The sequence below is a fragment of the Paenibacillus sp. J31R120 genome (genome assembly GCF_056269225.1).
The window spans coordinates 23963-49214 of sequence record NZ_JBWDNN010000005.1; the positions used below are offsets into that span (position 1 = coordinate 23963).

Sequence of the window (25252 nt, forward strand, 5' to 3'; positions counted from 1 at the left end):
ACGCTTGTTCTGTTATCAACAAGGGATGAGTGAGCCATCCGTTCTCTGCCGCAGCTATGCGTTTTTGCCGAAAACAAGCCCTCCATCCACATAAAACGGCGAACCCATGACAAAGCGCGATTCGTCAGAAGCGAGGAACAGCGCTGCATGGGCCACATCCTCGGGACGGCCGAGCTCGCCGCTCAGCTGTCTTCGCTTGATGGAAGCCTTCGCAGCTTCCGGGTCGGCGGAACGGCTCAAGTATCCCTCGACGAAAGGGGTCATGATCGTGCCTGGCAGCAGCGCGTTGACGCGTATGCCGTATGGCGCGTAATCAACCTGCATCGCTTTCGTGAGCGAGAGGACAGCGCCTTTGGAGGCCGTATATGCCGCTCTTGCGGATACGCCCATCTCGGCAATGCTGGATGACATATTAATAATCGAGCCTGACCGGCTCTCCATCATATAAGGCAAGACGGCAGCCGCCGTCATGTATACCCCGCGCACGTTAACGCGTATGACGCGGTCCCACGCATCCGGCTCCACTTCATGAAGCGCGCCGACATGGCTGATGCCCGCATTGTTGAACAGCACGTCGATTCGGCCATATGCCGCTACCGTCTTGGCCGCCAGCGCTTTCGCCGCCTCTTGCTCCGTCACATCGCATGTCACATGGATCGCCTTGCCGCCCAATGCTGTGATCTCATCCGCTGCTTGCTGCCCTCTCTCGCGATCCAGATCCGCAATGACAACAGCCGCCCCTTCCGAGGCGAAGAGCAGCGCCGAGCTTCGCCCGATGCCGGAGCCGGAGCCGGTAATAATCGCAACCTTGTCCCTCAAGCGCATAACCAGTACCTCCTTGTTGTTAAGGTCCGAATCGTCTGGAAGGCGTCCCCGTCACGCCCGGCTTCGCCATAAATACGCCGCCTGCATGGGGATATAAGGCATGCTCGTCTTCCGACAAGACGACTCTCGCCGTCGTGATATATAATTCATCAAGGCGTTCGCCGCCGAATACGCAGGATGTGACGTAAAGGGCCGGCACTTCGATCTCCGCCAGCCGCTTGCCGGTATCGGGATCAAAGCGCGATACTTTGCCGCCTCCCCAATGCGCAATCCAGAGCATGCCCTCGTTGTCTATCGTCATGCCGTCGGGATAACCTTCCTTCGACGGCCATTCGATCACCGTCTCGCGCCCGCTAATTTCGCCTGTGCCGCTATTGTAACGGAATCGGTCTACCGCAAGCTTTAACGTATCGATATAATACATGCATCCCTTGCTCTCATCCCAAGCCAAGCCGTTGGAGCAGCCCACTTCCGTTACGACGCGCGCAGGCTCTCCGCCTCGCTCCAGCCGGTAGAGACTTCCTTGATTCTTGGCGTAGCCTGTGCTCATCGTGCCTGCCCAGAGCCTGCCGGCAGGATCGCATTTAGCATCGTTGAACCGGTTATCCGGCATCTCCGCTTCGATGAGCGCAATGACATGCAGCGCTCCCGAATCGGGGTAATAGTTGTAAATGCCGTCTTCCAGCGTCACGATAAGCGAACCATCCACGGCTGGTATTACGGCGCTTACCCGCTTGTCAAAGCGGTGCATCCGATGATTGCGGGAGACTGTGTCGTACACATGCAGTGCTCTCCCGTCAATATCTACAAAATATAATTGATTGGTTTCAGCGTCCCAGTGCGGTCCTTCACCTAATGCAGCCCGGGCATCAAGCACCAAATTTACGATTGTCGTCATCGCTTCCATCCCCCTGCTCATGCTGTCCGCTGCTTGCCGGCCAACCGGACAAGGTTGATAGTCGGCGCGGCTACCTCACAATTCGCTGCCGTTCGCCAAATGTCCTCCATCCACCCGCAGCGTTGTTCCTGTAATATAGGAAGCTTCGTCCGATGCGAGGAACAGAAAAGCATTCGCAATCTCCGTCACGCTGCCTCCGCGCTTCATGGGAGTATGCTCCGAATACGCCGGCAAGCTGTTCTCTTCGCGCAGCTTGCGATCGAGCGGCGTATCGACGAAGCCCGGCGCGACCGCGTTGACGCGGATGCCATAACTGGCAAGCTCCACCGCCATGGATTCCGTCAGCAAGACGACCGCCGCCTTCGACGCATTGTAATGGGCCAGCTCGCCGCTGGCGGACAGTCCGTTCTTGGAGCTCATATTGAGGATGGCGCCTCCCGTCCCCTGCCTCGCCATGCAATCCGCAGCCAGCTGTCCCAGACGGAAGACGGCTCGTACATTGACGTCAAATACGGCTTCCCATCGCTCCATGGAGATCCCCATGAACGGCTCGCGGAAGGCGATGCCGGCGTTATTGACCAGAATATCAATCCCGCCGAATCGGCCGAACGCGGATGCCGCCGCATGCTCCAGCTCCGGAAGGCTGCGCAGGTCGCAGACCTCTGCAACTGCGCGTCCCCCATACGAAGCTAAGCTTTGAAGCGCTGTCTCCAATTCACCGCCGTCCCGGTCAATCAGCACGACGCTTGCGCCTTCTTGCAGGAAGCGCTCGGCGATCGCGAGGCCGATGCCGCGCGCCGCGCCTGTCACAACCGCTCTTTTCTCTTGCAGCCTCATGCCGGTTCGCTCCTTCATCCGTGCGCCTTACAGCACGCCGTATTTGTCATACACTTCGCGCAGCGTACGGCCCTCCAGCAGCTCGTCACGCGTATGATTCTCGCGTGTTACCTTATCCATTGCGCGCTTGAACACGTCATCCACCAAGGCCTGCGGGATTACAACTACGCCGTCACGGTCTCCGAAGATAACGTCGCCCGGATGCACCATCACGCCGCCGCACAACACCGGAATATCATAGTCGATCACCAGGCCTCTGCCCTGCGAGTCGACCGGCTTCGTGCCGGTTGCGAATACCGGGAAGCCCAGCTCTTCGATTTTTTTCGTATCGCGGATGAGGCCGTCCACGATCGCGCCTCTTGCGCCGCGCATCTTCGAAGCGGTGGATAACAGCTCGCCCCATAGCCCGTTCTGCTTCGACTCGTTCGTACAGCCGATAACCACTTCGTTCGGCTTCACGCTGTCTACCGCTTCGATTTCTTTCGCATACGGGTCCTCCGGCACATAGTGCACGTCCACAGACAGAATCGTTTTCGCCCGGCCTGCCACTACCCAATCGTTAACGATCGGATTAATATTTTCACGCATAACTTGATTGCGGTAGCCCAGCTCATCCAGCGTGTCGGAGATCACCGCTGCGTATAACAAAGATTCCATTTGCTCAAATAGTTGTTGATCGTTCATGTTCAATACCCTCCAGTTGTGATGTTCATATTATGATGTGCGTGCTGAACGCCATTTCGTTCGGCTGGCATGACCTCACGGCTGACATTCAGCTCGATATTATCCTTGTGCAGCATATAGCCGCCTGCCTCGAAAGCAGCGTCGGGGCAATGAAACCGGCCGCCATCAAAGGTTACGCCGCTTGCCAGATACGCATGGGACGCGCCGTCCAGTTGGACATGCGCCGTCTCACTGTCGGCTGCCCGGCTTATGTAGCCCATCAGCCGCCACTCCGTCGATCCTTGTGTCTCGCCACTCGCTTCCCGTCTCAAAAAGACCTTGCCAGCATTAGTGCCGCTTAAGCGCGCGCCGCCTGCCACCTCGACTCGCTTCGCTCCTTCGCCAACCATCGCGACGCCGGTATTGTCCATGCTACCGCCTGTAAAGCTGAAGCCGGAACCAGCTACGGTTACCGCATCGGATTGCTCGCTTGCTCCCTGCCATTCGCAATCGCGGAAGCTCAGCTCGCCCCCGCCCTCGAAGCGGTTCCCGTGGAGGCCGAGAAAGCGGCATCGTACGAATTGAAGCTTGCCGTCTACCCCCTCATGCGAGAGCCTTCGTCCCTTCGTGACGGTGAAGGAGCTGTTCTCCGCCACATTCGGTCTTGCGGAGCGATCTGATACTTGCACGAATCGGACCATCGCCTCCGCTGTGCAGTTCTTCATCTGGACGCCGTCCGCATTCAGCCAGAACGAGCCCGTGTTAGCCGAATTTTCTACTCCGTCTCGCCTAAAGACATGCACGTCCTCCAGCGTCAGATCCGTCACCTTCCGATGGGCGATGAACCAAGAGCCGACATGCTGCTTCACCGTAATCCGCTTGGCGCTCTCGCCCCAGGTCGGTCCGCTGTTGGCAAAGGACATCAGTCCGGAGTTGCCTACATACGTCAGGTCATGCTCATATTGCCCATGCGTCACGAACGCGCCCAGATCGTCGCCGTCGGCATGGCAGTTCTCCACGTAGCCATAAGCGGAGCCTGTAAAGTCGTTCAAGTGTCTGCCATTGCTCGTGAGGCAATCTCTGACCACCCCATACAAGCAGTAGATTTGCTGAGTTAAATACCCCGTGCCTCCAATCAGCACTTCGACGGGATTGGTCAGCTTGCACCGCTCCGTCACATAGTGGGAGCAGTAGCGCCGCATGACGACTGGCCAGAATGTGCGGTAAGCGTCAATGTCCGACACATGGCATTCCGACGCGAACTCGTAAGCTACGGGATGAGAGCCCGCAGCCATTGTCGTCCCTGCCCCGTGGAATTTCATGCTGCGGACGGATGCCCCGACAACTGGCTCCACCTTGCGGTAGCTGATCTCCCGTCCAGGCTCCAGCTTCCAGCCGTTTTTATAATCGAAGCGCACGCGGCCATCATCCATGACCTCGGTTACCCGCAGCATCTTCTCCAGCTCGCGCTCCGCCCCGCCACTGAGACGATCGCAGCGAACGATCCACCAATCTCCGGCCGTGAATGCTTCCGAATCGGCAACCGGGAATCTCTCATCCATCTCCGCAAGCGGCTCCGTCAGCCGAATCGTCTGCTCCACATCGGTAAGCTTGCCTCTAAACAATAGCAGCGCGGCAAAAGGATCATTGTCAGGCGCATCCTCCATGCCATCCGTATAGGCCGAGAAGCCCCCAAAATTCAGCTCAATGCCGCTTCGGCTGAACTCATGGCGCCTGATAAAGCGCAAATCCGAGCCTGCCTCGATCCGGCGGATGGAAGGATCGTTCACCATGGCGTCCAGAGCGTCGTCCGCAGCCCGATCGGCATCGAAATGTCCGAACCAGCTGAAGCGCCCTACTCCGTCATGTCCCACCAGCCACCGTCCTTCGCCTCCGGCCTCAGGCGCGTGGACGGTTCCGCCGTTATCCGCGACCTTGCATGCTGGCGACCAATAAACCAGCTTGGCCCCCGCGTCTCCCGCCTCTTCATACCCTTCAACCCAGACGGAACCTCCCGGTATCCGGCTTTCCTCCGGCAACGCCTTCAGCGCCTTGACCGTCGGTACCCGGATCATGAATGCTCCGGCATTGTTGTCCATGATGAAGCCTCCTTCTAACTTGTGCGGATAGAGAGAGGAGAGCCTGCATATCGCGACTCTCCACCCTCCTCTATTCGATTAGTTGTTGTCCGCCTTGAACGTAACGGACTGTCCTCTTGCCTCTGTAACTTGCTCAGCGTAGAATTCAAAGATTTCTTTGCCGCCGTATTTGGTCATCAGCTCTTCGCGGTACTTCGGCCAGTTGGACGCATCCTTCTCGTCATAGATAATCTTCACTTGAAGCTCGTTCATTCTGGCGCGCAATGCGCCGAGATCCATGCCTTCCTTGACGACCATGCTAGTGCCTACGGATGGAACGATCTTATAGGAAGTAATTGTGTCTACAATCGCGCGGTCGCGGTCAGTTACGTTTGGATCGGCTACGACAACACCAAATTCCTCCGGACCAGAGATTGGCGTGAACCAGTTGTAGACGGACAGGAAGTTCCCATTGTCTGTAATATTGGATTTGATCGCGTCTTGATTCAGCGTAATGGTCGAGCCGTCACGCGTATATTCTGAACCGTCGCGGCCGTAGTGCGTAAGCAGGAAACCTTCCTCTCCTGCAAGCCAATCCAGAATTTCCACGGAACGATTGATCGCCTCTTCCGATGATTTGGAGCTTAGCAGGAACGGATTGCCTGGCACCGGATCGATATATGTGCCTGTGTCCGCGAACGGATCAAACGGCATCCAGTTAGCATCAGCGTTGCCTGTTACTTCTTTTGTTTTCATCTGCAAGCCTTCAGGGTTTTGATCGAAGGCCAGATTTTTGCCGAAGCCAAGAATGATGCCCACTTTGCCTTGAACGGCTTTTTCGATTTGCTGGCCGTTTTTGTTCAGCAGCCAGTCTGGATCTACGACGCCGGAGCCGATCAGCGCTTTTGTATCTTCCAGCACCTGCTGCATTTTCAGATCGGTACGGGTATCGATAAATTCATCGCCTACAATGTTGAAGTCGCCGAACAAGCCGTTTTTGACGTAGGTGGGGAATTCAAGCGACATGTTCGTGCCGTTGCCGAAAGCGGTAAAGCCGTAAGTATCCCTTTTGCCGTTGCCGTCCGGATCGTCGTTTGTGAATGCCTGCATCACGTTCAGCATATCGTCATACGATTTTGGCATTGGCAGTCCGAGCTTATCCAGCCAGTCTTGACGGATATAGTAGGAACGGTAGAAATATTTTTCAAAGGGAATCGGCGCTCTAGCAAACTGGCCTTGTACCTGATACTTCGGAAGCGCGTCTTCGCTTACCCAATACTTGAAGTAGTTCGGCATATTCTCAGGCGTGACAATGCCTGTCATATCGCGCGCAATGCCGTCCTTGATGTACTGGTTGGAGGAAATGCCGTCGATGAAAAACACATCCGGGATGTCGCTCGACGCCACCATGGAATTCAGCTTGTTCTGATAGTCCTGGCCGAACGGCATATAGTTGATTTTCAGGTCGACGTTGAACTTCTCATCGATTGCGGCTTTCACAAAGTCTTGGTCGCCCTTCGGAAGAATCGCATCGGCCGAAGCGGTTACGAACCAGTTCAGCTTGATCTTCTCCCGTGTCGGCTCCGATGTCTCGCCCCCGGCATTCGAGGATGGCTGCGAGGACGGCTCCTGATTCGACTTGTTGTTGCCGCTGCATGCTGTCAGTGTAAGGATGATTGCCATAAGCACCAATAATAGCGATTTGGTTCCTTTCATGTTGCATGACCTCCTAAAGTATGAGTTAGGTTTCAAGGTTTCTGCTCTTTCCTTACTGCGGCATTGCTCTTCTCTCTCTAATAGAAGCTAGCGCGTAGGCGCCCGGACATTCCCCCTTCATCTGCTTCCCTGTTGTGATTACCCCTTGACAGCTCCAAGCAGCATCCCTTTAATGAAATATTTTTGTAGAAAAGGATACACGATAAGGACCGGAACAATCGCGACGACAACCGTCGCCATCTTGATCGATTCGGGAGGCAGCGCGCTCAATTGCGTCTGCGGCACGGCCAGCTCCTGGCTGACGCTCGGCGTAATAATCATGTTCCGCAGCACAACCTGAAGCGGGTAGAGATCCCGGTCATTCAGGTACATAATGCCGCCGAAATAAGCGTTCCAATGATTGACGCCATAGAACAAGCCCAGCGTCGCCATTATCGGCATCGACAGCGGAAGCACGATGGACATCAAGGTCCGCGCGTCGCCGCAGCCGTCTACCTTGGCCGCCTCTTCTATCTCCGGCGGCAGCGATTCAAAGTAGGTTTTCATAATCAGCAGGTTAAAGGTCGAGACCAAACCCGGGATAATAAGCGCCCATAGCGTATTCATCAGGCCAACCGCCTTGACGGTCAGGAAGGTCGGAATCAAGCCGCCCGAGAACAGCATTGTGAAGATCAGCGCAAGCAGGACGGGATTCCTTCCCGGCAAAAATTTCTTTGAAAGCGGATACGCAAGTAGCGTCGTAACAAGCAGGTTCAGCACCGTACCGCACACGGTAATGAATACGGTAATTTGCAAGGCGCGCGGCACTACTCCGCTGCTGAATATGGCTTGGAAAGCGTCAAATGTAATTGTTTTCGGTATAAGCAGGAATCCGCCGTTTTTGAGCACTTCCGTATAAGGTGTAATCGAGACGACAAATACGTAGTAAATCGGGAACAAGGTCGCAATACCGAATAGTGCAAGCACCAGGTAGATAATTCCGTCCGCCACACGGTCAGACAGCGATTTTTTGAACAGGAACGGCATGCTCCACCACCTCCAGCCATTTCATTACCATATTCCCGATCCTCCGAAGCGCTTGGCCAGCTTGTTCGCCAGGATGACGAGCACAAACCCAATGATGGATTTGAAGACGCCAACCGCTGCAGGAACGCTGAAATCAAGCTGCTCGATACCCCTTCGGAAAATCCAGGTATCCAATATATCTCCGACATCGTAAACGCGTACATTCAAGAAAATGTAAACTTGCTCAAAACCTGCATCGAGGATATTCCCCAGCCGCAGAATAATCAGCAGGATGAAGACATCCCGCACGCCCGGCAGCGTAATATGCCACATCTGTCGCCAGCGCCCCGCCCCGTCAATGGCAGCGGATTCATACAACTCGTTGTTAATGCCCGCCAGCGCGGCCAAATAAATGATGGCCCCGTAGCCCGTGCTCTTCCATATATCCGTGCTCAGCAGCAGCGTCCGGAACCATTCCGAGCTTGTGAGGACATCGATTGGCGTCCAGCCCAGATCGCGGATGAAGTTCGTAATCAAGCCTGAGCCTGGTGCAAAGAAAGAAAATACAATGCCGTATACGATAATCCACGACAAGAAGTGAGGACCGTATGTGAGCGTCTGAATCCATTTTTTGAACCAGCGCACCCGAATCTCGTTCAGCATCAGCGCCAGAATCAAATCAGGAAACATATTGAACACGATCCGGTAGACGCTCAGGATAATCGTGTTCTTCATCAGGACAAGAAAGTCCGGTGATGAGAAGACCGTTCTGAAATTGTCAAAGCCTACCCAGGGGCTCCCCCATACGCCCTTCATCAGGTTGTAGTCCTGGAAAGCGACGACCAGCCCGAACATCGGCACGTAATGGAAGACGAGGTAGTACAGCAGACCCGGCACCATGAACAGATAGAGCCACCGGTAGCGAAGGAACGTCTTGATCCACTTCGGGCGCGATCCTTCCGGCCGCTTAGCCGCCTTGGCGGTACTCGCCATCTCTCGCATAAGCGCTTTCACTCCTCCCGTTAGTCATGGAATCGAACGACGATTCCCAGCATCTTGTTCGGCTCGCGCTCGTATCGTTCATAAAGCTCTGGGAGAGCTTCGAAGGAAACTTCGTCCGTAATTAAGGAAGCGATATCAATTCTTTTCTCGTCGATCATCCGCAAGAAGTCCCCGATGTTGCGTCCCTCTGTCCATCTGATATAACCGATTGGATAATCGAATCCAAGCTGCTCATAATCGGCTTCGTAGCGCCCTGGGCCGCCCGCCCGCGAGATGTGAACGCTTGCTTCCTTCGCGAACAGCAAGTCCCGGTCGAAGTCGCAGCCCGTATCGCCGACGACGATAATCTTGCCCCGGTCCCGGAGCCAGCCGATAGCCGTATCGATATGGCTATGGCTGCGGTTGCTGGCGCATACGAGCACGGCATCCGCGCCTTTTCCGCCGATGGTAGCCGTCTTAAGCGCTGCGCCAATCTCGTCCGCGCTACCATATGCATACCTGATTCCCGCATCCAGCAGCTTCTCTCTGCGTTCGGCAATCGGGTCGAGGCCAATGACGCGGAAGTTCGACGCATGGGCGATCGCCGCGATAATTTGTCCCAGAATGCCGACGCCTTGCACAACGACAGATTCGCCGAAGGTCAAATCCGCTTGCCGAAGGGCATGGATCGCGATCGCTCCGATTCCAGAGAAGGCTGCTTCCTGCATGGACACGCCATCCGGAATTCTCACAGCCAGATGCTTCGGCGAGAGCATCACTTCCCGGTGAGCAGGCGTGCCGTAGCAAGCTACCCGGTCTCCCGGCTTGACATGCGTGACGCCTTCTCCTACTTGAATGACGACCCCAGCTGCGCTGTAGCCCAGCGCTGCTTCCGGATTCGTCCGGATCATCAGGAGCTCTGTGCCGATGCTGACGGAGGAATATTGAATTTTTACTTTGACGTACTGCGGCCTGATCTCCGGCTCAGGAAGATCGACTACGACCGCAGTGCCATTTCGGCTCTTAATCGCTCGCATAGATGCATTCCGCTCCATTCTGATTTACTAGTGATTGATATTTACCAATAATTTCATTCTAAAATACATCACTGATGTACTTCTGATGTATTGATTATAATCCCGGTTTTATGAAACCGTCAACAACTATTTTTCTGAATACTCTAGAAGTTGAAAGCGCGTTCAATCGAGACAACAAAAAGAACCGCCCAAGCTTGTATGCTTGGACGGTTCCAGGATTGTATTATCGTTCGGGCATGCCAGCAGGCTGTCCGCTCTTGCGATTCTCCGATCCCAGCTCCAGCAGCTTGCCGCTAAGCTCGGTGGCGTCGATCATATTCGACCAGTATTCCTTCAGCCATTTGGTAATCTTCCTGAGGTCCTTCATCCGTATGCCCAGATCGCTGTGATACGCGAAGGAAGGCTGCAGCTCCCTGAACATGGCATACCTGGACGGCAGCCTGAGCGCGCCGCCTGCCAAGCGGCTGGCAGACTCCTTGCGTGCCGGTATACTCATCGTCTTGTCGCGGATCATGCCCTGCGCTTCCTCCGAAGAGAGGAAGTCGACAAAGCGGCGGGCAGCCTCCTTCACCTTGGACTGCTTCACGACCGACATCCCGATCGACAGCAGCAGCGTGCGCTGAGGGTCCCCTCTGCGCAGGACAGGCAGCGGACAGATGTCGTAGTCCATCGTCGAATGGGCGAATTCATTGAGATTGAAATACGTGCACAGGATAATGGACACCTGCCCCTCAACGAACAGCTGAATCGTCTCGTCATTGCCGTGCGCCCAATAATTCGGGAAGATGGAACGGTTCTCAATGAGGCGGTTCAGTGTTGACAAGCCGTCAAGCAGCCCTTCAGCACTCTCGCTCCCTCTGTTCCTCCCTGCGCCTTGCAGCAGGAAGACCGAATAGCGGTTCTCGGAGGTCGGCAGGAAGTAGATGCCCGGCTTCCCGCGCGATTCCGACAGCTTCGCCGCCGCATCCATCAGATCCTGCCAGGTCCAATAGCTGTCCGGAGCGTCGATGCCGGCCCCCGCGAAGTGCTCCTTGTTGTAGCACAAGACAACCGGCGAGAAGGAAACCGGCTTCGCAAACAGCATTCCGTCATGCAGGAAGGCTTCCTCCGCGATGCGGTACAGCCGCTCGTCGGACGCCTGCGGCTCCAGCAGCGACGTAAGCCCTTCCTCCGTCCACTCCTGGAACTGCGGACTGTTGAAGGCCACAACATCAAGCAGGCCGTTCGCCATCATCTCTTCGGCGGATTGTGAATAACTGATATGGTTAAGCGATATGCGGCGCACATGAATACCCGGATTGCGCTTCGAGAACGCTGCAATAAGGTCGTCCATCATGAAATCCGTCGTCAGGCTGATGGGGCAGCCGAAGTTGATCGTAATGGTCTCCTTCGCCCTCGGCGTCACCATGCTGCCGACCCGGTCAATCTTGACGATCAGCCCTTCCTCGACGAGCTGCTCCAGCCCCTTCCGTATCGACTTGTTGCTCAGCTCGAATTGCTTCGCAAGCGCGCTCTCGGCAGGCAGGTACGTGCCTTCTTCCCTAATTCCGTTCACAATTTCCGTGCGAATGACATTAACGAAATGATCCAGCCGCTCCTGAAAGGATGATCGTTCTAATTTATGACTCATGTATATTTCTCCTATTGGTTCAAACATAGACATCAGATTCATTGTTAACTATTTTACATGGGATGTCAACTCTATCAGACGAATATCCCCCTTATAGTACGTGTTCAAAAAGTCGGGTATTCAGCACCGAGGCTGGTCGTTCGCCAGACGGCGAACTGCTCGCCCGTGCATTCGTGAACAACCCCTCATTAGGCGATCATTTCCCTTGGGCTTCATTTTTATGCTCCTTCAGCCATTCCAGCACTTCATCGATGCTGCTTACCGCAACAATTCTCAGGTCAGGCGCCGCGCTTCTGGCTGCTTGCTCTCCCTCTATAGGCACAAAAAACACATCGGCATCCGTCCGGCTTACCGCATAAGCCTTCTGAGGGATGCCTCCCACCATGCCTATCGATCCATCCGTCTCAATTGTACCCGTTCCAGCCACCTGCAGACCGCCCGTCACGCCGCCCTCAACCAGCTGATCGATAAAAGCAAGCGTAAGCATCGCGCCATGCGAAGGTCCGCCGAGATGAGCGATATACTCATGGAAGTTAATGGATCTAGGCGTGTCGAGCTTGGGCTCCGTCTGTACGGATACGCCGAATACTGCCCGCGACGCGTCTTGCTCCGATGGAACGGTACGGACTGTGACGGAGACGGGCGCGCCCGCTCTTCTGACTGTTAAGTTCACTTTATCGCCGGGCCTCACGGTTTCTGTCATATACGAGATCATTTCCTCGACCTTACGAATCTCATGCCCGTTCACGGCGTCTACGATATCTCCTGCATGCAGAATGCCGTCTGCCGGGCTGTCCTTCACAATGGCAACAATGCGAACACCATCCGGAACAACCCCTTTGCCGATGCCGGCCTTCTGCATGGCAATTGCCGCAGCAACGCGGTTGGCATCGGTTTTCATGGCGATTACCTGCGCATACGTCTCTGACAGTGGCGGCTCGTCCTTCGGAATCGGCAAGAAGTCATATTGCGGGAATAACCAGCCATACAGCCTGTCCGCCAATACCGCTGGCCGGTCGAATACGAGCACTCCCTCAATCTCCCCGCCCTCGGCTCCTCCCTGAACATGCGCGTAACGGTTCATATCCAGCGTCATGCCTGGATAGGTCACGCTGTAGCCTGTCGGCACAAGCAGGATGCCAAGAATCAATGCCATTGCCGCTATCGAAAAGACCGTTCGCCAAGGCGCACGCCCTCGCTCCATGCGACCGCTAGCCAGCATATCGATGATGACAAGAACAGCAGCAGCCGTCAAGGCCGCCAGCAGCGCTGTCATCGATGCCCTGGCGAATAGCAAGCCCGCCAGCGCCAGATTAACGGCTATAATAGCAACCCTTAAGCTCCGAATCGTTAGCCTCGGAGATAATCGTAGCATCAGGCCCGCCCCCAGCGCCCACATCAGCGGAATAACAGCCAGTACATAATAGAGCCAATTGATCATTTCAATCCACAATACGCCCCCTCCTGTGCGGAGCGGAGCTGGTATCCATATCAGTTCTGCCGCAATCAAGCTGCAGATTGCGATTATAAATCCAGCATAATAAAGCCGTCTGCCTGCATGGTAACCCTTCTTCACCCTAAAGCCTCCCAGTCACAATGGTTTCCTTTGCTTGTCCCTTCACAAAAAAAGACAAGCGGACGCGTAGATAGCTGCCGCACGTCCCCTTGTCTTCCCTTATGTCCGCACCCGTGTACCGGCAGCAGCGAAGCTGCTTCTACTTGCTCTGCAAGTAGTGGCGGCTTTGCTCTTCTCCGATGCCGCGGTCCATTGCCTCGCCTTGCTCGATGTCCACGATGCGTTGTATCCACATGGAAGGCGTATGTCCGGCGCGCTTGGCCCGATCGATTAGCGCCGCATAATGGGTGCACGGCTCATATCCGCCTAATCTGCGAATCACCTTGATGTATTCGACAACCAGCTCGCGGGCGGCTAACGGTTCGTAGCCCCACCCTTGCACCAGTGCCTCGGCTATGCCCCGCTCATACGCGCTTAATCTCACTCTCGTCCCTGGCGTCGCCATACAACCACCTTCCTCTCGTATATATATAATAACCCAATAAGACAACATGTGACTCCCATCGCTCGGAACCGAATACGACCTGGTTGCCCAGCTTCAAGGCGTCCAGCTTGCGCCCCTTCTGAGATCGGGTAATCTGATCGTAGAACCATTGATCGTCTTTCTTTAATTGTACGCCTTTATGTACGATTTTTCCAGTGTCATTGTCCGCCATCGGGCCAATAATGATATCTGGATGTACGGCGCACGGATCTTCGCCTTTCGCATTCTGTTTCCTGTGACTGTAGACGAATGAAGCCCAAGCAGGAGAGTCCGACAGGAACAGGAGCGGCTCGATCTCGGCAGGAATACTGGACAGCTCAACGACCAGTACACAAGGCTTGCCGCCATCCCAGGCTTCCTTTGCCGTCTTATGTGCCCATCTTCTTGCCTGGGCGATGGAAATCGTCGTATAGAAGCCTTCCCCGAAGTCTTTGCCCGGCCGCCAATAGGCCGATTGAAGCAGCTTGCTGCGGAATGACTCTACGGTAGAGCCTGTGGTTCCGTGATATAGCAGCTGTGGTGTCTTAATATCCATTCTATGCTCCTTCCCTGTTCATTGCGATCCATATAAAAACCCAACAGCATCTAAGTTGTTGGGTTCATCGTTGGTTTGTTGTATGGAATAAATATTATGACTTCAAATACGTCAGCGCCTTCTCGATCGCTTCATCCTCTGTTGCACCCTTCACATACCGTCCGTTAATAAATACGAAGGCATAGCGGGCGCAAGGCCCGCAGTAGGATTTGCAAGTCACTTGGCTGATCTCCGCCTCGGGAGCAAGCTTCTGCAGCTTGGCAAGCGTGGTCTTCATCTTCATATGCTTGCACTTTTCACATACTTTAATATCATTGGTAGCCATTATGATTTATCGTCCCATTCCTCATCGCCTGCAAAGCGGTGCTTCATGATGCTTAATGATCTCCGTGGTTGCCCTTGGACGGATTCGTAATCGCGAAGCCCTCTTCCGGCACGTAGAAGTAGTCTATGCGGATACCGTCGAGAAAATCATTGTCCTTCTCCAAAATCACATCGATATCCTTGTCCGTCGATACAACTACGTCCTTATCCGTGGGCGTGTCGACTCCCATGCCGTAATGTGCGTGGTCGCCATGCGAATGCGTCACATAGACGCGCAGCAGCTTGTCTTTATTCTCTTCCTTCTCCAGCTCAAGCTTTATCATCTTCGCCGCATTGCGGGAAATTTTGCATTTCATGCCTACCCAGCTCCTCTGCGTTGCCCATGCGGCAACTAGTTCTTCATTCATTACTCTATATTATACTTCGTCCCCATTCTCCGGGCAAACCATTCTGCAACAATCATCGTAAAAGCAATATCGTCAATCGGAATGAACGGCATTACATCCGGAACGATCCAATAGACAATTACGGGCACAAGGAACAGCAGCTTGTCCCGAATAAGCACATCCTTTGATTTCAGCAATCGGAAAATAAGGGCAAAAGTTCTTTGCCAATGCTTAAGCGACAGTAGCTTGCGCATAATCTCTTCCACCCCTGTGAATCCCGATTTTACAGCATTATATCATAGCTTTCCCCTTTTCTCCTATGGGCCGTTCCATGTCCATCTGCCAACTCATGGAACGGCCTCTCGCTTGCGCCCTCCGTCTCGCTACAGTCTTAGCGACTCCAGCAGCAGCGGCCTAAGCTCCGCGTAGATCGTGTCGAACGCGCTGGCCGGGAGCGGGTTCTCCCCGTAGCCGGCCTCTACTGTAAAGCCGGGACGGCGGTAGCGGTGAATGAACCAGTCCTTGTAGCCCGCATCACTGCCGCTCAGCTTGATGGGCTCATAGCCGCTCGCGGCTCCGAGACGGCCCGCCAAGGCCTCAGCATGAGGCGGCTCGAAGTCCCGGTAGTTCCAGTAGATCTCTCTTCCTTGGGTATGAAGCGCTACAACGGTGTGAAACCCGAGGCGTTCCGTCAGCTCCGCCAGCGCCGCCGCCTCCGGCTCGCAGAGCGGATGAGCTCCAGGGTAATCCCGGGGGGCCGGGGACACCACAGCCCTGCGCTTGCATTCCTCCTCCCAGTAGGCAGGGAATTGATCGTTCAAATCCACCCCGCGAATATTCGCTTTCCAGCCGCTGAAGTCCTCAAGCCCTCCGTTCCACGCCATCAGTGTCCGATAATGCGGATGGGAATGGTGGAATCGCCCCTGGACGAGCTCTACCCCGTCCGGGTTCACCATCGGCGCCGCCCATAGCGTCACGGTATCCAGCAACGCCCCTACATCCTCTCCGCCCAGACGTTCTTCCTTAGAATAAGCGCCGGAGAGCTCCGTCATGAATCGCATCAATAATGCCGACGTGATCCACTCATTCGCATGGCAGGAGGCATTCACATGTATCAGCCGCGAGCCGCGGCCGCAGCATAGCGCTACAAGAGGGCGACCGAACACGCTTTGTCCATATTGATATACACCTACACACGGGTTAATGGCCTTTAAGCTCTGAATCTCTCGCATCATATCATCGAAGCCATAATCTGCATTCACGAACGCTTTCCCCTCCGCTCTCGCCAGGATGGTTTTATTCATCCTATGCGCGAAGAAGCCCGTCCTATCATTGAACGGCGCCAATGAAAAAGCCGGCTCCTTCCGGAGACGGCTGTTCGTTTCTTTATTGGCGCGTGATGCGCCCTGCTCTATACGATATTCGGAATTTGCCAGACAACCGGCGTCAGCTCAATCTGCTCGCCGAGCCATTGCTGCGCAATCAGCTTGAACATGCCGGGATCCCCGCTGCAGAAAAATTGGTGCACGGGCACCTGATCGTTCCGGGCCAGCTTGCGCTTGTCTTGCAGAATCGTACTGATCTCTCTTGCCGTCTCATCGGCGGAGCTGATCAGATTCACTTCGCTCCCCATCACCTCGGAGATCGTCTCCGTCAGGAACGGGTAATGCGTGCATCCCAGGATAAGCGTATCAATCGGATACGTGCGCATATGGGAAATTGAATCCCTTACGACGTCATACGTCTCGATCGAGCGGAAGTTGCCCTGCTCTACCAGCGGCACGAACTTCGGACATGCCTCGCTGACGACTTGCACATGAGGCGACAGCTCGCGCAGCGCTTGCTCGTACGCACCGCTCTTGATCGTGCCTTCCGTGCCGATGACGCCTACGCAGCCGGTCTTGGTTCTGCCGATAGCAGCACGGGCGCCGGGATTAATAACACCTACGACCGGAATGGCGACTCTGGCGCGAATGTCCGCCAGCGCCACCGCTGTAGCGGTATTGCAGGCAATGACAATCATTTTCGGATGAAACTGTATCAAATAATCCACGATTTCTCTAGTAAAGCGCATTACTTCTTCAGGGGTTCTCGGTCCATACGGGGTACGCGCCGTATCTCCGAAATAAATGATCTTCTCGCGCGGCAATTGGCGCATCACTTCCTTAACAACCGTAAGGCCGCCCACGCCGGAATCTAGTATCGCTATCGGTTGCTGCACAAACACACCGCTTTCTTAAACAAGATGATGGAATCCGATTTCGAGACAGAATAGCATATGAATTCGACATCGAAAACGTACCTACATCTTAACGCAAATAGGGACAAGGTTCAAGAAGCTCTGGATACGGCAAAGAGCCAAGCGCTTGCCGCCTGCGCCGGCTCTTCGTTATGTGCTATCCATGGTGTTACAGCTGCTTGGAAGATGCTTCCTCTGCCACTAAAGCTTCTGCGGCAGCCTCAATCGTTTCTTCTGCGAACTCCTCGGTCGAGATGCCCGATACCGTCGCAATTGTGGCTGAATCCGCAGGCTTGCGTATACCTTTTACACTGCTTACGACATTGCCCGCAATCGTGGAAGCCTGATCGCCAATTTCCCGCACAATGCGGCCTGTCGTCTCGCCGACTTTATTCGCTGCTTTGATCGTCGAGTCGCCTACCTTCTGAGCTCCCGCGGAAATATCCTGGCGCAGCTCCTTGCCTGCTTTCGGCGCGAACAGCAAAGCAGTAATGGACCCGATAACCCCTCCGGCTATCGCACCCAGCAAAAATCCTTTAGTGTCTTTACGTGTTGACATCGATAATCGCTCCCTTCGTCATTAGAGTACCCTTCGTCTCGGCTTGTTGATTCAGCCATTCGAGCGGGAATCTTGATTGCCATCCGCTTTGCTTCTCGACTGCCACAGCTGCCAGGCCGTCAGCCCAAGCTCCGCCCACTGCGCCGCCTCATCCAGATGGCGGCTAGCCGCAATGCGCTCCGCATGCTTGACGGCTGACGCGGACAGGGTCGTTGTGACGCGCTCGACAGCCGATGACGTTCGCTCGACCGTGCCGCTTACTTGACGAACCGCCTGCACCAATCCCCCTGCCGCTTCCAAGCTTCGCTGCACGCCTTTGGCTGTCTGCTCCACAGGCTGAAGCACCGCCCCAATTTCCGTCGAAAGCCTGTGCAGATCGGCCTGCATCGCTTCCACTGACGCTTGTGCTTGCCCAAGCCTGCGCAGCAACATCCGAAGCCCAATCAACAATCCCGCTACCAAAGCTACGAATGCTGCCGCAGCTACCGCCGCACTCCATTCTGCCATGTCGAACGCCTCCTCTCCAGCCGCCATTGCAGCCCCGACCTCTTGCCCCCGGAGCCTTGCGGACTAGACGAATGCCTACTTCGTAATGACAGTATAAGCAGCATGGGCTCGTCTTGACACAACGCCATGCTTAATTCTGTATGAAGGGTTGCCGACTGCCAGACACCGCTTCCTTTAAAGTCCCTTGAATACTCCGTACAACAAAAAAAGCCTGGCTGCTCAGCCAAGCTTTGTCCCTATTGTCATACTATGGTCTAATCGCGAATCACGGGCTCACCTTGCCGTCAATCGCATAGCTGCACCGGCTTCCGCCTTTCGCCAGACATTCCGTACGCTCCACCGGCACCTCCAGCAAGCTGCGGAACAAAGCGAGCTCACAATTGCATGCCTGCTCATATTTGCCCGCAACGCCCGTTATCGGACAATTGTATTCGTGCAGCGTGAAGCGATGCTCGCTGTCTCTTTCTACCTGAGCCATATAACCGCCTTCATTCTGAATGACAGCCAGTGCTTGCACACGCTCCTCCAAGCCCAATCCTTGCATCCGGGGCAAGAAGCGGTCGCGCAGCTTGCGCATTCTCCCCTCGAACATGCGGTCGATCAACAGGGCCGTCTCAGGATCTTCATCCAGCTCCGTTAGCAAATCCAGTGCTAGCGCATGGTAGTTCTTGGGGAACAATTCATCCGCGACAGCCGTCAGCTCGAACTTATGCAGCGGCCTGCCCACCTGCTGGCGAATCGCTACCGTCTGAACGCTGCCCGCGCCCTCCAGCTCGTACATATGCCGCCTGATCGCCATCTCGGTCAGCTTCAATTCTGAAGCAAGCTCACTTGCGCTCATCCTGCCTCGTGTCTTCATCAGCAGAAGAATGCGCTCCCGGGTCGAAGAAGCGGACTTCGGTTCGCGCCCGCCTTGCCTGTCGCTATCCATTCGTTTCACGACTCCACCTCCGCCCATTCGATCTGCCCGTTTCCGGACATCGCTGCCGATTTGCTCTCCAATCCTTCTGGTCCTTGAAGCTATACGCTCAGCTCTTGCTTCAAATAACGCTCTACGGAATCCCGGAACGCCGTTAACTGTGCCGACAGCTGCGTGGTAAAAGGATGCAGCTCGCTGCGCGGCCAAGCATAATAATCCTGTACAAGCGGCTTACGAAGCTTCACGAGCTCCGTCAGCACGGCTTGAAGCTCGGCAGAGAATACACCTTCTCCGCCCGTAATTTCAATAATATCCTCGTAGCTGCTCGCATCCCTCATCAAGAAACCGTCGATCAGATAACTGCCTACGTCCGTTACGGTCTCGATGGCAAGATGAAGCGCGCGCTCCTGTGCCATTCCTTGCAGCAAGTCGCCTCTCCAGTCGGATGCCAGCGCGCTCAGCGCTTCCGCCAGCTCCGGTATCGCATCCAGACGAACGGCGATCTGCTCCTGATTTACGTAATACATCGCATTCCCTGCTTTCGGTTAACTTCTATTTCTTGCGTTTTGCTCTCCGTTTCAGCCAAGCGACCATAATAATGCTGCTAAAAATGATGACCAGCAAATAAGTCAGCATTTCGTATACGTCTCTCATCTCCTGCATATCTTGGATACCCCTTAGCTCTCAAAGTCAACGCTTACGGAAGCTTCGCGTACTTGCGTCATATGCTCGATTACTTTTTTGTGTACGGGATGCACCTGATAAACCTCCAGGGCAGCCATGGATTCGAATTTTGTAATAAGGGCGATGTCGTACGAACGCTCCGAGTGCAGCACGTCAATACCAACTTCAATATGCTTCAGCTCGTCGATCTTGCCTTCCATATCGTGAAGCACCTGTGCCGTGCGCTCCACGCTCTCTGCGCTGTTATCCTTTAGTTTGAAGAAAACGATATGTGTAATCATGATCATAGCCTCCTGGAATCATCGTCTATTGGGTTACCCTGCGCCTTCGGCATGAGTTTCGTCCTTTTGTCACATAATAACCTATGGAATCGTATTACGGCAATCTTTAGTTAAAGGAGATCAATCCCTATGCGCTATACGGTTACGATTATCGCTACCCTGATCGCCGTTGCGATCTGCGCTTTCAATTACACGGGTTATGACCCGCATAACATGGTTTTCTTTATGCTTAGCATTCCGGCATGGTTCGCCGACTTTTTCGTCGATATTCATGAAGTAAGCGTCCTGCTGATGTACGTGCTTACGATTATCAGTTGGGCCGTCATCGGCTACATCGCAGACGTCTTCATCGCACGCGATCGCAGAAAAAGACGCTCGGCCGCTTAGAGTCCCCGGAACAAGAGCGTAATGGAAAAGGAGCCTCTCGGCTCCTTTTCTTCATGCTTTCTCTTACGCTGCTTCGACGATAAGCTTCGCTTTCATCGTTGTATGTCCGGCGCCGCAAGGAACCGAACAATATATCTCGTACTCGCCCGGTTCAGTGAATTCCAGCTCCGTCTCCGGCGTATCGTTATCCAGTGCTACTTTCAATTCGTCAATATGAATGCCGTGAACGCCGCTCTTGTTCGTCAGCTTCATAATAACCTTGTCTCCAACTTTCGCCGTGAATACTTCCTTGTTGAACGTAAAATCGCTGTATGCCTCAATTGTCATACGCGATACGCCTTCTGGCAATTCTTCTTCAACCGGCTTCTCAGGCATGTTGAATGTAAGAAGATAAATGCCCAGCACGGCTGCCGCTGTGAAGACGACGAACATAATCCATTTGTGCATTGCTACGTGCTCCCCTTTGCGATCATAATGTCTACCTCTTATATTACATAAGATCGTCCGAAGTTCTCAACCTTAAACTGCGCAAAGTGGAAAAGTTTTTTTTCTTTTTGACAAAACATTGAACAATTTGGACATCATTTGGACATCATTTAGACAAATATTGCTTCAATGTACGCTCCGACTCCGCCTTGACGAAACCCCAAAGCATATAAAACTCATGGTGATAGCCGCGGCAAACGTATTTCGCAAGAAGCCCATCCTTCTCCTGCTTCTCTTCATAAATCTTGATTCCGCGGCTGCGGAACTGCCTGCGCAAGTCCGCCAAATCCAGCAGCACCCGATCCTGAATGCCGCGAAGGAACGATTCGTAGAAGCGCGGCAGCTTCATGCCTGACGAATCGACAACCCGTATATCATGATCCAATACGCGCGTTACAATACCAAGCAACACGCAGCGCTTCACAAGCGCAAGCTCGTCTTCGGTCTGAATCGGCGGCGTTGCCGCAGGTGCGGCTCCCCCGCCCACCTCTATTCCGTTAGCGGCCATAGCCACCCCTCCATCACATTGCTTTCAATATACCAGAACACCTGTTCTTATTATATGCGAACCACGCAATTCCATGCAAGCGGAAATAACCTCCGCCGCTTTCCCCTGGAGGTTATTGGAAGTTTCCGATTGCCGGCCCTTCTCTTACTTTTCCTTCAACACCGCAATTAGCTTGCGAATTTTCTCCGGCAGCGGCAATCCCATTCTTCCGTAATTTTCCGTAATCGATATTAATTCGTTCGCAATATAAAAATAGATCGCGGCTCCCATCGTCACGTTGCTCGTTTCCAGCAATATATCCACACGGTGGGCAAGCAGAATGACAAGCAGCATCAATCCTTTGCGGGCGAGCCCCCAAGCTCCGAACGCGCTGTTCAATCCTTTGCCTTCCTTGATCGACGCGGCGACGCCGCTTACGTAATCCATCCCCATCGCAACAACAAGAACGGTAAGCGACTCCACCCAGCCTCCAAACGCAAACGTAATAATAGACCCCACTATGCCAGTTAGGGAACAAGTCCAGATCAACGGCATGTCCTGCACCTCTTTTCCTATCCATGATGAGATACTATATGCGGCATGTCTTTCCCCTGTCCGTTGACTTGTCCCTGTTGCCAAAAATCAGGCGCACGTGGAGAAGCATGAGCGCATGGGGAACAAAACACTTTGGGCTAATGCGCAAAAAAACGGCTGTCCAAATCGGACAACCGTTCATCCCCGCGAAACTCTATATAGAAGAAACATGCCGCTCATAACCTGTCTGGTTGCAAATTCCCCTTACAAATGCAAAAAAAGAGCTATGAATGTCTGTGCGACTTCATAGCTCTTGATCCATTGCTTATTGCTGCCTTAACGCTAAGTGGATTCACCGTGCAGATAGTTGAAGAAAGGGACGTCGACCCAGAACCGGTAAGGTGTAATGACAGCATCCGGATCAATGGCCTTTAAGCCCTTCACTACCGCTTCGGAGTTCTCATTCAGAGAGAACGGATGCACCGTGTACGGGCCCTCCGGATCGGTGATGAGGTTGTTCGTAATTACTTCATAGTCAGCGATCTCAGTTGCGGAATAATACAGCGGCTGCCACCATGAAGCGGCTATAAGTCCAGTCTGGTCAGCTTCATTTTTCTTGGCATAAGCGAGAATGATTGCCTGGAACGCTTCTTTATCCTTCTTCGTTGCGAATTCGAACTCCAGGTCATATTCCTTGGCATAGGCAATATAATTGCCATTCGCAATCTTCACAACGTTCGGGCCAGGATCCCCCCACTCCAGCAGATGGACGAAGGCCGATGTCTTCGGCTCGAACTGCACTTTCGCATCCAGTCCTTCGCTGCGCAGCAGGCCGATCAACTGGATCGCATGCTTCAGATCGGAATGTCCGTACGTAAGCGCCAACTCGTCTACAAAATTGGATTCAAAACGTGAATCCTTCACGTTGTAGCCGGTAATAAGCTCTTGCTCCAGCGCGGTATTAACCAGCTTCTGCAGCTTCGGCGCCTGGATGATGTCCGAAGTCGCATACGCCTGATTAAGCTTGGCGATAATGTCGGCATCGCTAATATAACCGATGTAATTTTTGTACAGGCCTTTCGTCTCCAGCACCTTGCCCAACAGCACGTTCGCAAACGCCTGGTCCGCTGTCGCTTTAGGGGAGAAGCCTTGGCGGTACTCCGCAGGAATGAAGCCCGTATCGACCGCAGCCGCCAGTTCTTGGGCCACATGCTTGCCAAGGCCCGCAGCGGAGATGCCAAGCTGGTCAAGCGCTTTGTCTACTTTCGCAGACGGATATGTATAAGCAAGCTCCTTCAAATCCGCGGCTCTAACCGCAATGGAGACGGCTACGGCATTCGTCAGCGGCAGCTCGCCGCCGATAGCAGGCCCTTGCAGAATTCCTTTGCCGTACAGTGCAGCAGCAGCGTCATACAGATCATCCGAAGGGGACACATCGGCGAACACGGCTTTGTCTTTTGGCGCGTCGATGTTCAACACATCGGCTACAGCCTCGATAAAGTTTCCTTTGCTTAGCTTGGCTTCCAGGCGGACATCGAATTTGTCCTCCAGGAACAGCTTGTATTCGGCAGCCCCGTCCAAGGCATGCTGGGATGCCGTCGATGGCGCGGCATGCGAAGCGGTTGCCGTGAACAGAATGGCGAACGCTGCCAGCAGCGCGACTGTCCATTGGCCGAATCTTACTCTAGTTGTGGTCATGGGTATTGCCTCCTTATAAAAGTTGTTTATAATCCCTATATAACCTATCGGAATTAATGTCATTGGTGAATTATAGCAACCTCTTAAGGACACTGTCAACCCTCTTCTTCGTGAAATGGCTCCTCCATCTCACGATAGCTGTCCTCGTCCGCGATACTCTGGATATCGTCGGAGGTAATGGAGATGTATTGGTAGCCGTCGGCATGCACTTTTTTCATCGCCTTTTCCTTCATAAACCGCGGACTGCCTTCTCCCGCTTCCTCATCATAGACCAGGATGATCCCGTCCGTCTTGCGCAGCAGCAGCTCGTCCCTCGCCGTAAACTGCCAGACACCCTCATAAGGCCCCTTCGAGATCGAGGCGCAATAATCGACGCCGGGCAGGAGGCTCTGGTAATACGTTTTTTTGTCCTCCTTCCAGCCTTCCTCCGGATTGGCATAGGCTGTAATAATGGACAGCTTGAGCTTCGGGTATTGGCGCTTTAGTGCGATGACCGCTTCGCAAGCCCATAGATCTACGCCGTATTGCCCCGGCGTGATGACCCATTCCAGTCCTTCCTCCGCCAGCGGGCGCAGCTTGCCGACAATCGCCTGCTGGATGTACTTGATGCCTTTATGCTTCTGACTGAATATATTCAGCTCATGCGCGCGGTAGCCGGTGATGAGCACATTTTTCATCGATAACAACGCCTTTGCGAATTAATAGAGTTGCAGCGCACAGCTCAGCGTATAAACCTCACGCAGACAACTCTTACATCGTAGCACAAACTGTCCCGTCACGCGGCACTTCTTTCCAGAGAAGCTCCGAGCATTAGCACGTCGCTATTCCAAGCCAAAACAAAAAACGCCCCGTCCGTTCGGAGAGCTGAGCAGCCTCCAGACGGACGGGGCGTCTGCTTGGATACAACCGTGCCGCCAATTGCGGCCTGTTAGCGGTTGTCCACCTTTTCAGGGTACATATCATGGTTCATTAGACGATGCTCGGCGATCGCCTCATACTTCGTGCCAGGGCGGCCCCAGTTGCAATACGGGTCGATCGAGATGCCGCCGCGCGGCGTGAACTTGCCCCATACCTCGATATAGCGCGGATTCATCAGCGCAATCAAATCATTCATCATAATGTTCATGCAGTCTTCATGGAAATCACCGTGATTGCGGAAGCTGAACAGATACAGCTTCAGCGATTTGCTCTCCACCATTTTCACATCGGGAATATAGGAGATATAGATCGTCGCAAAGTCCGGCTGGCCTGTAATCGGACACAGGCTCGTAAATTCGGGACAGTTGAATTTGACGAAATAATCGCGGCCCGGATGCTTGTTATCGAAGGATTCCAGCACCTCCGGCGCGTAGTTGAACGGGTACTTCGTTCCCTGATTGCCCAGATGCGTAATGCCTCCCTGCATCAGCTCTTCTTGGTTTCTGCCTTCCATGTGAAGCTCACTTCCTTTTCTATAATAAACGTTGCTGACGATGATCCGCTCAACATGACTCATT

Annotated in this window: 30 protein-coding genes; 1 reads left to right on the forward strand and 29 read right to left on the reverse strand. The window is 54.0% G+C overall.

Translation table 11 applies throughout. From position 1 onward, the window contains the following. Positions 1–54: 54 nt before the first annotated feature. From AC0YNW_RS18460 to AC0YNW_RS18570, 23 genes are all read right to left on the reverse strand, one after another. Positions 55–825 carry an SDR family NAD(P)-dependent oxidoreductase gene (locus AC0YNW_RS18460; protein ID WP_475833194.1) on the reverse strand — a complete coding sequence of 257 codons (771 nt, stop codon included), beginning with the start codon at positions 823–825 and terminating at the stop codon, positions 55–57. Between the two features lie 19 nt (positions 826–844). Further along, positions 845–1723: an SMP-30/gluconolactonase/LRE family protein gene (locus AC0YNW_RS18465; protein WP_475833195.1), complete on the reverse strand. Its 879-nt coding sequence runs from the start codon at positions 1721–1723 to the stop codon at positions 845–847. Positions 1724–1798: 75 nt separating this feature from the next. Next, positions 1799–2560: an SDR family NAD(P)-dependent oxidoreductase gene (locus AC0YNW_RS18470; RefSeq protein ID WP_475833196.1), complete on the reverse strand. Its 762-nt coding sequence runs from the start codon at positions 2558–2560 to the stop codon at positions 1799–1801. 27 nt (positions 2561–2587) lie between these two features. Then, positions 2588–3244 (reverse strand): RraA family protein, encoded by a 657-nt coding sequence (locus AC0YNW_RS18475; protein WP_475833197.1) that lies wholly within the window; start codon positions 3242–3244, stop codon positions 2588–2590. Between the two features lie 2 nt (positions 3245–3246). Continuing rightward, entirely contained in the window at positions 3247–5322 is a 2076-nt protein-coding gene (locus AC0YNW_RS18480) for a hypothetical protein (RefSeq protein WP_475833198.1), read from the reverse strand. Positions 5323–5400: 78 nt separating this feature from the next. Next, entirely contained in the window at positions 5401–7017 is a 1617-nt protein-coding gene (locus AC0YNW_RS18485) for an extracellular solute-binding protein (protein WP_475833199.1), read from the reverse strand. A 138-nt stretch (positions 7018–7155) separates the two neighbouring features. Further along, positions 7156–8043: a carbohydrate ABC transporter permease gene (locus AC0YNW_RS18490; protein ID WP_387476152.1), complete on the reverse strand. Its 888-nt coding sequence runs from the start codon at positions 8041–8043 to the stop codon at positions 7156–7158. A gap of 24 nt (positions 8044–8067) precedes the next feature. After that, entirely contained in the window at positions 8068–9024 is a 957-nt protein-coding gene (locus tag AC0YNW_RS18495) for an ABC transporter permease (RefSeq protein ID WP_475833200.1), read from the reverse strand. Between the two features lie 20 nt (positions 9025–9044). After that, positions 9045–10040, reverse strand: coding sequence for a zinc-dependent alcohol dehydrogenase (locus AC0YNW_RS18500; protein ID WP_475833201.1), 996 nt, complete (start codon positions 10038–10040; stop codon positions 9045–9047). A 223-nt stretch (positions 10041–10263) separates the two neighbouring features. Continuing rightward, positions 10264–11670 (reverse strand): ABC transporter substrate-binding protein, encoded by a 1407-nt coding sequence (locus AC0YNW_RS18505; protein WP_475833202.1) that lies wholly within the window; start codon positions 11668–11670, stop codon positions 10264–10266. Positions 11671–11866: 196 nt separating this feature from the next. After that, on the reverse strand, positions 11867–13246 hold the full coding sequence (locus AC0YNW_RS18510) for a PDZ domain-containing protein (protein ID WP_475833203.1): 1380 nt from the start codon (positions 13244–13246) through the stop codon (positions 11867–11869). Between the two features lie 139 nt (positions 13247–13385). Continuing rightward, positions 13386–13691, reverse strand: a complete 306-nt coding sequence (locus tag AC0YNW_RS18515; protein WP_475833204.1) for a hypothetical protein — start codon at positions 13689–13691, stop codon at positions 13386–13388. Beyond that, positions 13651–14265 carry a DUF3990 domain-containing protein gene (locus AC0YNW_RS18520; protein ID WP_387476140.1) on the reverse strand — a complete coding sequence of 205 codons (615 nt, stop codon included), beginning with the start codon at positions 14263–14265 and terminating at the stop codon, positions 13651–13653. The genes AC0YNW_RS18515 and AC0YNW_RS18520 overlap by 41 nt, the downstream gene beginning before the upstream one ends. A 94-nt stretch (positions 14266–14359) precedes the next feature. Next, entirely contained in the window at positions 14360–14590 is a 231-nt protein-coding gene (locus AC0YNW_RS18525) for a YuzB family protein (protein WP_475833205.1), read from the reverse strand. 52 nt (positions 14591–14642) lie between these two features. Next, a complete protein-coding gene (locus AC0YNW_RS18530) occupies positions 14643–14945 on the reverse strand; it encodes an iron-sulfur cluster assembly accessory protein (RefSeq protein ID WP_475833206.1) in 303 nt (100 codons plus the stop codon). Positions 14946–14995: 50 nt separating this feature from the next. Then, a complete protein-coding gene (locus AC0YNW_RS18535) occupies positions 14996–15229 on the reverse strand; it encodes a hypothetical protein (protein ID WP_387476134.1) in 234 nt (77 codons plus the stop codon). A gap of 129 nt (positions 15230–15358) precedes the next feature. Then, entirely contained in the window at positions 15359–16237 is an 879-nt protein-coding gene (locus AC0YNW_RS18540; RefSeq protein ID WP_475833207.1) for a M14 family metallopeptidase, read from the reverse strand. Between the two features lie 149 nt (positions 16238–16386). After that, positions 16387–17196: a glutamate racemase gene (gene racE, locus AC0YNW_RS18545; RefSeq protein ID WP_387476128.1), complete on the reverse strand. Its 810-nt coding sequence runs from the start codon at positions 17194–17196 to the stop codon at positions 16387–16389. A 187-nt stretch (positions 17197–17383) separates the two neighbouring features. Next, positions 17384–17773 (reverse strand): YtxH domain-containing protein, encoded by a 390-nt coding sequence (locus AC0YNW_RS18550; RefSeq protein ID WP_475833208.1) that lies wholly within the window; start codon positions 17771–17773, stop codon positions 17384–17386. Positions 17774–17824: 51 nt separating this feature from the next. Further along, complete coding sequence (locus AC0YNW_RS18555; protein ID WP_475833209.1) at positions 17825–18280, reverse strand: DUF948 domain-containing protein; 456 nt, start codon at positions 18278–18280, stop codon at positions 17825–17827. Positions 18281–18545: 265 nt separating this feature from the next. Continuing rightward, a complete protein-coding gene (locus tag AC0YNW_RS18560; RefSeq protein WP_387476244.1) occupies positions 18546–19211 on the reverse strand; it encodes a helix-turn-helix transcriptional regulator in 666 nt (221 codons plus the stop codon). 89 nt (positions 19212–19300) lie between these two features. Further along, positions 19301–19726, reverse strand: a complete 426-nt coding sequence (locus tag AC0YNW_RS18565) for a DUF86 domain-containing protein (RefSeq protein ID WP_387476122.1) — start codon at positions 19724–19726, stop codon at positions 19301–19303. A gap of 150 nt (positions 19727–19876) precedes the next feature. Further along, positions 19877–20164: a Dabb family protein gene (locus tag AC0YNW_RS18570; protein ID WP_475833210.1), complete on the reverse strand. Its 288-nt coding sequence runs from the start codon at positions 20162–20164 to the stop codon at positions 19877–19879. 129 nt (positions 20165–20293) lie between these two features. Here AC0YNW_RS18570 and AC0YNW_RS18575 point away from each other — a divergent pair, with 129 nt between their 5' ends. Then, on the forward strand, positions 20294–20551 hold the full coding sequence (locus AC0YNW_RS18575) for a hypothetical protein (protein WP_475833211.1): 258 nt from the start codon (positions 20294–20296) through the stop codon (positions 20549–20551). A gap of 63 nt (positions 20552–20614) precedes the next feature. Here AC0YNW_RS18575 and AC0YNW_RS18580 read toward each other — a convergent pair whose 3' ends face one another. The 6 genes from AC0YNW_RS18580 to queF form a co-directional block, all read right to left on the reverse strand. Next, complete coding sequence (locus tag AC0YNW_RS18580) at positions 20615–20998, reverse strand: cupredoxin domain-containing protein (RefSeq protein ID WP_387476116.1); 384 nt, start codon at positions 20996–20998, stop codon at positions 20615–20617. A 145-nt stretch (positions 20999–21143) separates the two neighbouring features. Further along, positions 21144–21545: a YhjD family protein gene (locus AC0YNW_RS18585; RefSeq protein WP_475833212.1), complete on the reverse strand. Its 402-nt coding sequence runs from the start codon at positions 21543–21545 to the stop codon at positions 21144–21146. Positions 21546–21689: 144 nt separating this feature from the next. Then, a complete protein-coding gene (locus tag AC0YNW_RS18590) occupies positions 21690–22079 on the reverse strand; it encodes a phage holin family protein (RefSeq protein ID WP_475833213.1) in 390 nt (129 codons plus the stop codon). Positions 22080–22400: 321 nt separating this feature from the next. Further along, entirely contained in the window at positions 22401–23756 is a 1356-nt protein-coding gene (locus AC0YNW_RS18595; RefSeq protein WP_387476110.1) for a hypothetical protein, read from the reverse strand. Positions 23757–23851: 95 nt separating this feature from the next. Continuing rightward, positions 23852–24433, reverse strand: a complete 582-nt coding sequence (locus AC0YNW_RS18600) for an SLOG family protein (protein WP_475833214.1) — start codon at positions 24431–24433, stop codon at positions 23852–23854. 251 nt (positions 24434–24684) lie between these two features. Then, complete coding sequence (gene queF / locus AC0YNW_RS18605) at positions 24685–25188, reverse strand: preQ(1) synthase (RefSeq protein ID WP_475833215.1); 504 nt, start codon at positions 25186–25188, stop codon at positions 24685–24687. Between the last annotated feature and the right edge of the window lie 64 nt (positions 25189–25252).

Bases quoted from the DNA above. Each gene is read 5' to 3' on its own strand.
- AC0YNW_RS18600 (WP_475833214.1), bottom strand. From the start codon at position 24,433: ATGAAAAATGTGCTCATCACCGGCTACCGCGCGCATGAGCTGAATATA.
- AC0YNW_RS18550 (WP_475833208.1), bottom strand. From the start codon at position 17,773: ATGTCAACACGTAAAGACACTAAAGGATTTTTGCTGGGTGCGATAGCC.
- queF (WP_475833215.1), bottom strand. From the start codon at position 25,188: ATGGAAGGCAGAAACCAAGAAGAGCTGATGCAGGGAGGCATTACGCAT.
- AC0YNW_RS18460 (WP_475833194.1), bottom strand. From the start codon at position 825: ATGCGCTTGAGGGACAAGGTTGCGATTATTACCGGCTCCGGCTCCGGC.
- AC0YNW_RS18555 (WP_475833209.1), bottom strand. From the start codon at position 18,280: ATGGCAGAATGGAGTGCGGCGGTAGCTGCGGCAGCATTCGTAGCTTTG.
- AC0YNW_RS18480 (WP_475833198.1), bottom strand. From the start codon at position 5,322: ATGGACAACAATGCCGGAGCATTCATGATCCGGGTACCGACGGTCAAG.
- AC0YNW_RS18520 (WP_387476140.1), bottom strand. From the start codon at position 14,265: ATGGATATTAAGACACCACAGCTGCTATATCACGGAACCACAGGCTCT.
- AC0YNW_RS18575 (WP_475833211.1), top strand. From the start codon at position 20,294: ATGCGCTATACGGTTACGATTATCGCTACCCTGATCGCCGTTGCGATC.
- AC0YNW_RS18485 (WP_475833199.1), bottom strand. From the start codon at position 7,017: ATGAAAGGAACCAAATCGCTATTATTGGTGCTTATGGCAATCATCCTT.
- AC0YNW_RS18590 (WP_475833213.1), bottom strand. From the start codon at position 22,079: ATGCCGTTGATCTGGACTTGTTCCCTAACTGGCATAGTGGGGTCTATT.
- AC0YNW_RS18505 (WP_475833202.1), bottom strand. From the start codon at position 11,670: ATGAGTCATAAATTAGAACGATCATCCTTTCAGGAGCGGCTGGATCAT.
- AC0YNW_RS18525 (WP_475833205.1), bottom strand. From the start codon at position 14,590: ATGGCTACCAATGATATTAAAGTATGTGAAAAGTGCAAGCATATGAAG.
- AC0YNW_RS18490 (WP_387476152.1), bottom strand. From the start codon at position 8,043: ATGCCGTTCCTGTTCAAAAAATCGCTGTCTGACCGTGTGGCGGACGGA.
- AC0YNW_RS18465 (WP_475833195.1), bottom strand. From the start codon at position 1,723: ATGACGACAATCGTAAATTTGGTGCTTGATGCCCGGGCTGCATTAGGT.
- AC0YNW_RS18580 (WP_387476116.1), bottom strand. From the start codon at position 20,998: ATGCACAAATGGATTATGTTCGTCGTCTTCACAGCGGCAGCCGTGCTG.
- AC0YNW_RS18470 (WP_475833196.1), bottom strand. From the start codon at position 2,560: ATGAGGCTGCAAGAGAAAAGAGCGGTTGTGACAGGCGCGGCGCGCGGC.
- AC0YNW_RS18595 (WP_387476110.1), bottom strand. From the start codon at position 23,756: ATGACCACAACTAGAGTAAGATTCGGCCAATGGACAGTCGCGCTGCTG.
- AC0YNW_RS18500 (WP_475833201.1), bottom strand. From the start codon at position 10,040: ATGCGAGCGATTAAGAGCCGAAATGGCACTGCGGTCGTAGTCGATCTT.
- AC0YNW_RS18585 (WP_475833212.1), bottom strand. From the start codon at position 21,545: ATGGCCGCTAACGGAATAGAGGTGGGCGGGGGAGCCGCACCTGCGGCA.
- AC0YNW_RS18515 (WP_475833204.1), bottom strand. From the start codon at position 13,691: ATGGCGACGCCAGGGACGAGAGTGAGATTAAGCGCGTATGAGCGGGGC.
- AC0YNW_RS18570 (WP_475833210.1), bottom strand. From the start codon at position 20,164: ATGATTACACATATCGTTTTCTTCAAACTAAAGGATAACAGCGCAGAG.
- AC0YNW_RS18535 (WP_387476134.1), bottom strand. From the start codon at position 15,229: ATGCGCAAGCTACTGTCGCTTAAGCATTGGCAAAGAACTTTTGCCCTT.
- AC0YNW_RS18475 (WP_475833197.1), bottom strand. From the start codon at position 3,244: ATGAACGATCAACAACTATTTGAGCAAATGGAATCTTTGTTATACGCA.
- AC0YNW_RS18560 (WP_387476244.1), bottom strand. From the start codon at position 19,211: ATGGATAGCGACAGGCAAGGCGGGCGCGAACCGAAGTCCGCTTCTTCG.
- AC0YNW_RS18495 (WP_475833200.1), bottom strand. From the start codon at position 9,024: ATGCGAGAGATGGCGAGTACCGCCAAGGCGGCTAAGCGGCCGGAAGGA.
- AC0YNW_RS18530 (WP_475833206.1), bottom strand. From the start codon at position 14,945: ATGAAATGCAAAATTTCCCGCAATGCGGCGAAGATGATAAAGCTTGAG.
- AC0YNW_RS18565 (WP_387476122.1), bottom strand. From the start codon at position 19,726: ATGTATTACGTAAATCAGGAGCAGATCGCCGTTCGTCTGGATGCGATA.